This is a genomic window from Streptomyces sp. NPDC096311, from assembly GCF_044763085.1.
Classification (GTDB): domain Bacteria; phylum Actinomycetota; class Actinomycetes; order Streptomycetales; family Streptomycetaceae; genus Streptomyces.
Genome location: NZ_JBIWFN010000011.1, coordinates 398,304 through 405,417, shown reverse-complemented (window position 1 = coordinate 405,417; position 7,114 = coordinate 398,304). Strand labels below are relative to the sequence as shown.

6 protein-coding genes are annotated in these 7,114 nt (G+C 69.2%); 3 read left to right on the top strand and 3 right to left on the bottom strand.

Features of this window, described 5'->3' with window-relative positions; genetic code table 11:
* The first annotated feature begins 410 nt into the window (after window positions 1-410).
* Together ACIRA5_RS28675 and ptsP are read left to right on the top strand one after the other, a co-directional pair.
* Window positions 411-860 (top strand): PTS glucose transporter subunit IIA, encoded by a 450-nt coding sequence (locus ACIRA5_RS28675; RefSeq protein WP_099923862.1) that lies wholly within the window; start codon window positions 411-413, stop codon window positions 858-860.
* An 83-nt stretch (window positions 861-943) separates the two neighbouring features.
* Window positions 944-2,614 (top strand): phosphoenolpyruvate--protein phosphotransferase, encoded by a 1,671-nt coding sequence (gene ptsP / locus ACIRA5_RS28670; protein WP_352049185.1) that lies wholly within the window; start codon window positions 944-946, stop codon window positions 2,612-2,614.
* A gap of 68 nt (window positions 2,615-2,682) precedes the next feature.
* Here ptsP and ACIRA5_RS28665 read toward each other — a convergent pair whose 3' ends face one another.
* Together ACIRA5_RS28665 and ACIRA5_RS28660 are read right to left on the bottom strand one after the other, a co-directional pair.
* Window positions 2,683-3,576, bottom strand: coding sequence for a hypothetical protein (locus ACIRA5_RS28665; protein WP_403695138.1), 894 nt, complete (start codon window positions 3,574-3,576; stop codon window positions 2,683-2,685).
* 22 nt (window positions 3,577-3,598) lie between these two features.
* Complete coding sequence (locus ACIRA5_RS28660) at window positions 3,599-4,747, bottom strand: MFS transporter (RefSeq protein WP_403695190.1); 1,149 nt, start codon at window positions 4,745-4,747, stop codon at window positions 3,599-3,601.
* A 62-nt stretch (window positions 4,748-4,809) separates the two neighbouring features.
* Here ACIRA5_RS28660 and ACIRA5_RS28655 point away from each other — a divergent pair, with 62 nt between their 5' ends.
* Window positions 4,810-5,031 carry a hypothetical protein gene (locus ACIRA5_RS28655; protein ID WP_403695136.1) on the top strand — a complete coding sequence of 74 codons (222 nt, stop codon included), beginning with the start codon at window positions 4,810-4,812 and terminating at the stop codon, window positions 5,029-5,031.
* Here the strand turns inward: ACIRA5_RS28655 and ACIRA5_RS28650 are convergent, their stop codons facing one another.
* Window positions 5,032-6,999, bottom strand: coding sequence for an acetoacetate--CoA ligase (locus ACIRA5_RS28650; RefSeq protein ID WP_403695133.1), 1,968 nt, complete (start codon window positions 6,997-6,999; stop codon window positions 5,032-5,034).
* Between the last annotated feature and the right edge of the window lie 115 nt (window positions 7,000-7,114).

The window sequence follows — 7,114 nt, the reverse complement described above, 5'->3', positions numbered from 1 at the left end:
TTGTTCTTGCGTTTCCGACTCTATCAGACCGTTTCCCGATCCGATTTCCTCGGTGCTTTCCAGGTTTCCGCTTTCGCGTTTCCCTTTCCGGCGGTCCAAACACTATCAGCGATTTTCCGTCTCTCTGACCACGACTCTGCGGACATGCAGAACCAGACCCCGAGATAGGATCTGACAAGTTGGGTGCTGCCAGGCAAGGACGCTTGGTCGCGCCGCTCGGCCTCAAGCAGGGGTACGACTCTACATGGGGGTTTGGAGCGCGCGCAAATCGTTTGCGCGGTGCTCTAGGGCCGCCAACCGGGACCTCTCATGCGGAACCGGCAGTTCGTATGACATACCCTGCTCAACAGTGCGCCGTCCGGTACAGGCAGTGACGGCCCATATGAATCTCCACCCCTGGGAGGCTTCCCATGACCATCGTGACGTCCCCTCTTGCAGGACGCGCCATCGGACTCACCGCGGTACCGGATCCCGTCTTCTCCGGAGCGATGGTAGGCCCCGGCACGGCGATCGACCCCGTGCGTGAGCCCGGGGAGGCTGTCGCCCCCGTGGACGGGGTGATCGTCTCGCTTCACCCTCATGCCTTTGTCGTCGTCGACGCAGAGGGCCATGGCGTGCTCACGCACCTGGGCATCGACACAGTGCAGCTCAACGGCGAGGGCTTCGAGCTCCTCGTCAACAAGGGTGACACCGTGACCCGCGGTCAGGCCGTCGTGCGCTGGAACCCGGCTGCCGTCGAGGTCGCCGGCAAGTCCCCGATCTGCCCGATCGTGGCGCTCGAGGCGACGGCCGACTCCCTCTCCGATCTTCGCGAGGACGGCGATGTGAAGGCCGGCGACGCCCTTTTCAGCTGGCAGTGACATCAACAGCGCTGCCGTCATAGACGGCAGGTTCGAAAACCACCGCGGCGGCGGGACGCGCCGCACTACCGGAGACGGGTGAGATGGAGACAACGCTGCGAGGCGTCGGCGTGAGCCACGGTGTGGCGATCGGCGAGGTTCGGCACATGGGAACGGCGGTGCTTGAGCCGCCTGCCAAGCAGATCCCGGCGGAGGACGCGGAGCGCGAACAGGGGCGCGCCCGCAAGGCCGTCGAGGCTGTGGCGGCCGATCTGATGGCGCGCGGCAATCTGGCGGGGGGCGAAGCCCAGGCGGTGCTCGAGGCGCAGGCCATGATGGCCCAGGACCCCGAGCTGATGGCGGACGTGGATCGGCGTATCGCGGTCGGCAGCACGGCCGAGCGTGCCGTCTATGACGCGTTCGCTTCCTATCGCGCGCTGCTGGCGGGTGCCGGTGAGTACCTCGCCGGTCGCGTGGCCGACCTCGACGATGTTCGGAACCGTATCGTCGCCCGGCTGCTCGGAGTGCCCATGCCGGGCGTCCCCGACAGCGACGAGCCGTATGTCCTTATTGCTCGTGACCTTGCGCCGGCGGACACGGCGCTGCTCGACCCCACCCTCGTACTCGGCTTCGTCACCGAGGAGGGCGGCCCGACCAGCCACAGCGCGATCCTCGCTCGGGCACTCGGAGTTCCCGCCGTCGTCGCGCTTCCCGGCGCCGGAGAGCTCGCCGAAGGCACGATGATCGCCGTGGACGGCAGCACCGGTGAGATCTTCGTGGAGCCGAGCGCCGAGAAGCGGGCGCAGCTGGAGGCCGCGGCTGCCGAGCGGAAGGCGGCGCTGTCTGCCTCGACCGGACCGGGTGCCACCTCCGACGGACACAAGGTGCCGCTGCTGGCGAATGTCGGCGGTCCCGCCGATGTGCCGGCCGCCGTCGAGGCCGGGGCCGAGGGTGTCGGTCTGTTCCGCACCGAGTTCCTCTTCCTGGACGACAGCAAGCAGGCGCCGTCCGAGGAGAAGCAGGTCGAGGCGTACCGGCAGGTGCTGGAGGCGTTCCCGGAGGGGCGTGTCGTGGTGCGGGTGCTGGACGCGGGCGCGGACAAGCCGCTGGAGTTCCTGACTCCGGCCGACGAGCCGAACCCGGCACTGGGCGTACGGGGTCTGCGCACCCTGCTCGACCACCCCGATGTCCTGCGGACGCAGCTGACGGCGCTCGCGAAGGCCGCGGAGGGGCTGCCGGTCTACCTCGAGGTCATGGCGCCGATGGTCGCCGACCGCATCGACGCCAAGGCGTTCGCGGACGCGTGCCGTGCCGCCGGGCTGAAGGCGAAGTTCGGCGCGATGGTGGAGATTCCGTCGGCCGCGCTGCGGGCTCGCTCGATCCTCCAGGAGGTCGAGTTCCTGTCGCTGGGGACCAATGACCTCGCGCAGTACACCTTCGCCGCCGACCGGCAGGTCGGCGCGGTGTCCCGCCTGCAGGACCCGTGGCAGCCCGCGCTGCTCGACCTGGTCGCCGTGTCCGCCGAGGCGGCGAAGGCCGAGGGCAAGAGCTGTGGAGTCTGCGGTGAGGCCGCGTCCGATCCGCTGCTCGCGTGTGTGCTGACCGGTCTGGGGGTCACCTCCCTGTCGATGGGTGCCGCGTCGATTCCTTATGTCCGGGCGACGCTCGCCAAGTACACGCTGGCGCAGTGCGAGCGTGCCGCCGCGGCGGCACGTGCCACGGACACGGCCGACGAGGCGCGCACGGCGGCCCAGGCGGTGCTGTCCGGCGAATAGCCGGGGCCGTTCGTCTAGCGACGGTTGCTCAGGGGCGCTCCACCTGTGGGTGGGGCGCCCCTTCGCGTTCAGTGCGTGTGGCCCGTCGCCTCCTCCCCGCTGCCGAGGTCGGGTGGTACGCAGTAGTCGACGCCTGACTCCGGGGAGACCAGATCTCCGGATGCGACATCGGTGCAGTAGGCGTCGAAGACCTCGCCTGCGGTGAGGGGTTGCAGGCCTTCTCCGCGCAGTCGCCATCCATAGACGCGGTCGGTCGTATCGGGGGCGGTGGTGCGCATGACGAGTCCTCCGGCGCTTCCGGTGGCAAGACCCAGGGCCAGGACGGTCGTGAATTCAAGGGCTTCCGCCTCGTCGACGCAGGTGGTGCCCTCTGCGTCGTCGTCGGCCCGCAGCACCGCGACGAGTGTTTCCGGTGCCGCGGAGACGCTGCACACGAGATGGCGCTCGCCGGGGCTCGCGGTGTCGAGGACGCGCGTGAGCAGGTGGGAGGCGCGGGCGAAGGACGCTCGTCCGATGTCCTCTCCGCAGGACGCGCAGTTGCCGATGCGGGCCAGGAGTGTGGTCGCGTACTCCCAGGTCGCTTTGCGCACGGCTTCGTCGACGAGGTCGGGGACTAGTTCGTCGAGGGGCTGTCCCTCGTACGCGACGGTGGGTCCGGTGGCGGCGAGTTCGGCGGTGAAGCGTGTGCGGCTGGCGGCGGTGTCGGGTTCCAGGCCGTTGTGAGTACAGAACTCCGCGTATTCCTCGGGATCGAAGAGCGCGACCGTGGTGTGGCTGCCTTGGGCTGCCAGGGTCCTCAGCAGGGATTCCACCTGGTGGAGGTAGGTCGTGTGGTCGTCGAACGTGAAGGTGCGGTAGCGCCGCATCACCGTGAAGTCGTGCTCGTCGGTCAGCAGACCGATGGTGCCGACGATTTCGCGGCGCAGGACGCGTCGCATGGTCTGGTGCTCGGTGTGCGCCATGTTTCCCCCTGTACACAGTCGATCAATGCTCACTCACAGTAACTGGCGGCACTGACAACGCGGTGCGGGAGAGTTGGTCGCGCACCAGGTGGTGCTGAAACACGCAGGTCACGGCGATGGTCGCGCCGAAGGCCGTCCAGCCGAGGGGGCCGGTCGCGATGGCCGCGGTGACGGCGAGTGGTCCGATGCTGCGCTGGGCGGACTGCGCCAGTCCATGGACGCCCAGGTAGGCGCCCTGGGCCGTCCCGGGCGCGAGGGCGACGGAGAGTTCCCAGGAGACGGTGGCGTGCAGCATCTCCGCCACGGTGAAGGCGACGGCCGAGGTCGTGAGGAACAGCGTGGCGGTGAAGGCTCCGCCCGTGGCCGAGAGTGCCATGGCGACGCCACCGAGAGCGAAGGCGGCGGACAAGGGGAGGAGCAGGGAGCGCGCGGCGGCCGTGGTGGCGCCGTAGCGGGCCAGGGGGACCTGAAGGGCCACGACCATCAGGTTGTTGAGAACCATGAGCAAGGGGGCGAGGCCGTGCGGGGCTTGGTCGGAGTGGGCGATCCAGAGCGGCAGGCCGACCTTGAACACGGCGTCGTCGAGGAAGAGGACGGTCTCGGTGGCGACGTACGCGAGATGGTCGCGGTCGCGCCAGGGGTTGGCCGGCCTGGTGGTGGGGGCGGGGTCCTTGGACGTGGCGATCGTGCGTGCGGGGGACGGCGGTTCGGCGCAGCACACGGTGAGGAGGACGGCGGCGACGAACGACAGCGCGTCTCCTGTCAGGAGCCACTGGTAGGCGGTGGTGGTGCCGATCGTGAGAGCGGCCGCGGCGGTGAGGCCGCCCAGGGCCCATCCGGCGTTGGCGGCGGTTCTGGTCACGGCCTGGTAGCGGACGCGGTCGGGTCCGGAGACGCGGGTGGCGTACAGCTTGGTGAGGACGTTGGCGGCCCTGTCGCCGAAGCTGCCGGCGGCCGAGAAGGCCAGCAGCGGGGCGTAGTTGTCGGTGGTGAGCAGGGCGAGGGAGGCCAGGGCTCGCAGGATCTGCAGGGAGATCAGGACGCGGGTGAGGGGCAGGCGGTCGGCGATGCGGCCGCCGAGCGGTGCGCCGGCGATGCCGATGGCCCCCGAGACCGCGGCGAGGGTGCCGACCTGTGCCACGGACAGGCCGGTGACGTAGGTGAAGTACAGGACGCTGCGGCGGAACGCACTGCGACACCGACTCGCGGAACAGGGGGATCCCGTCCCATTCCGTGAGCGGAATGAATGTCTGGGTACCGGTGCGCGATGAGTCGGCCGTCGTCAATGGACTGCGGTCCTACCGGTGGTGGGTCGCGGCGGGTGCGCGGTTCAGGCTCGCTTCCGCGCCCGGTGTACGGATCTCGGTCGCGGAACTCGAACCCTCCGACGCGATGCGCCTGGCCTCGGACTTCGCTGCCGTGCTCGGCGAGTCCGAGGCCACCTACGGAGGTTGATCAGCCGCGCTTGCGGGCCAGCTCTTCGTAGAAGTGCAGCAACTCGACGTTGTCCACGGAGCCGACATTGACCGCCTTCTCCAAAGGGGCTCCCTGGAGAAGGCGCTTGACCGGAACCTCGATGCGTTTGCCCGTGAGGGTGTGCGGGACGCCGGGCACCTCGATGACCTCGTCGGGGACGTGGCGCGGGGAGAGCTGTTCGCGGATGGTCTGCTTGATGCGGTTCAGGAGGGCCTCGTCCAGCGCGGCTCCAGGGGCGAGGTGGACGAAGAGGGGCATCCAGTAGCCGCCGTCGGGCTGTTCGACACCGATGACGAGCGACTCCTTGATCTCGGGGAGGCATTCGACGGCTTCGTAGATGTCGGCCGACCCCATGCGCACGCCCTGGCGGTTGAGCGTCGAGTCCGAGCGGCCGTGGATGACGACGGAACCGCGCGAGGTCACGGTGATCCAGTCACCGTGGCGCCACACTCCCGGATACGTGTCGAAGTAGCTGTCGTGATAGCGGCTGCCGTCGGGATCGTTCCAGAAGCGGATGGGCATGGACGGCATCGGGTTGGTGACCACCAGCTCACCGACTTCGTCGATCAGGGGCTTGCCGCTGGGGTCCCAGGACTGGAGGTCGGTGCCGAGGCCGGGGGCCTGGAGTTCCCCGATGTACACCGGGAGCGTCGGCACCGCTCCCGCGAAGCAGGAGCACACGTCCGTGCCACCGCTGACGGAGGCGATCCACAGATCGTCGCGGACCTCGTCGTGCAGCCAGCGGAAACCGTCGGGCGGCAGCGGCGAGCCGGTCGTCGCCACGCACCGCACACGCGTGAGGTCGAAGTCCTGGGAGGGGTGGACGCCCGCCTTGCGGCACGCCATCACATACGCGGCGGACGTGCCGAAGAGGGTCGCTCCCGTGCGTTCGGCGATACGCCACTGGGCACCCGTGTCCGGGTATCCGGGGCTGCCGTCGTAGAGGACGATCGTGGTGCCCGTGAGCAGGCCGGAGACGAGGAAGTTCCACATCATCCAGCCGGTGGACGTGTACCAGAAGAAGCGGTCCTCGGGGCCGAGGTCGCAGTGCAGGCCCAGTTGCTTGAGGTGCTCGACGAGGATGCCGCCCTGGGACTGGACGATGGCCTTGGGAAGGCCGGTCGTGCCGGAGGAGTAGAGCACCCACAAAGGGTGGTCGAAAGGGACCTCTTCGAAGACGGGTGCCACGTCCGCCGAGGTCAGCTCGGACCAGTTGAGGGCACCTTCGGGGGCTTCGGTGCCGAGCAGTGGGATGTGGACGACGGCGCGCACAGTCGGCAGTTCGCGGCGCAGCTCGGCGACCACGTCCCGGCGGTCGTGCTCCTTGCCGCCGTAGCGGTAGCCGTCGACCGTGAAGAGCACGACGGGTTCGACCTGCTGGAAGCGGTCGAGGACGCTGCGCGCGCCGAAATCGGGGGCACAGGACGTCCACACGGCCCCTACGGCGGCCGTGGCGAGCAGGGCGGCCACGGCCTGGGGAATGTTCGGGAGATAGCCGCTGACGCGGTCCCCCGGGCGTACCCCGAGGGCGCGCAGCTCGGCGGCCAGGGAGCCGACCTGACGGCGCAGCTCGGACCAGCTCACCGGGGTCGCCTCGTGCGTCTCGTCGACGTACAGGAGCGCTGCTTCGTCCGCACGGGTCTCGGCCGCGCGCAGGGCGTGCTCGGCGTAGTTCAGGGTCGCCCCGGGGAACCATTCGGCGCCGGGCATCGAGCGGTCACCGAGCACGCGCGCGTAGGGGGTCGAAAACCGTACGTCGAACCACTCGGTGACGGCCTTCCAGAACGTGTCCAGTTCCCGTACCGACCAGCTGTGCAGTGCCGGGTAGCCGCCGTCGGACGGGGCTCCGTGGTGCTCGGCCGCCCAGGCCTGGAACTTCGTGACCTGCGCCTGGTTGATGCGCCCTGGGTCGGGCTGCCAGAGCGCTGAGGGGTTCGCGGTGGACATGAATCGGCTCCCGGACTGTGTGCGTCGGTCGCGCACGAGCTGGGGTGTGCGCGTCACGCGGCTGACACGGACGATGCCATGTGATCGACTTCCGCACCAGGGTGCGCCGCAGATG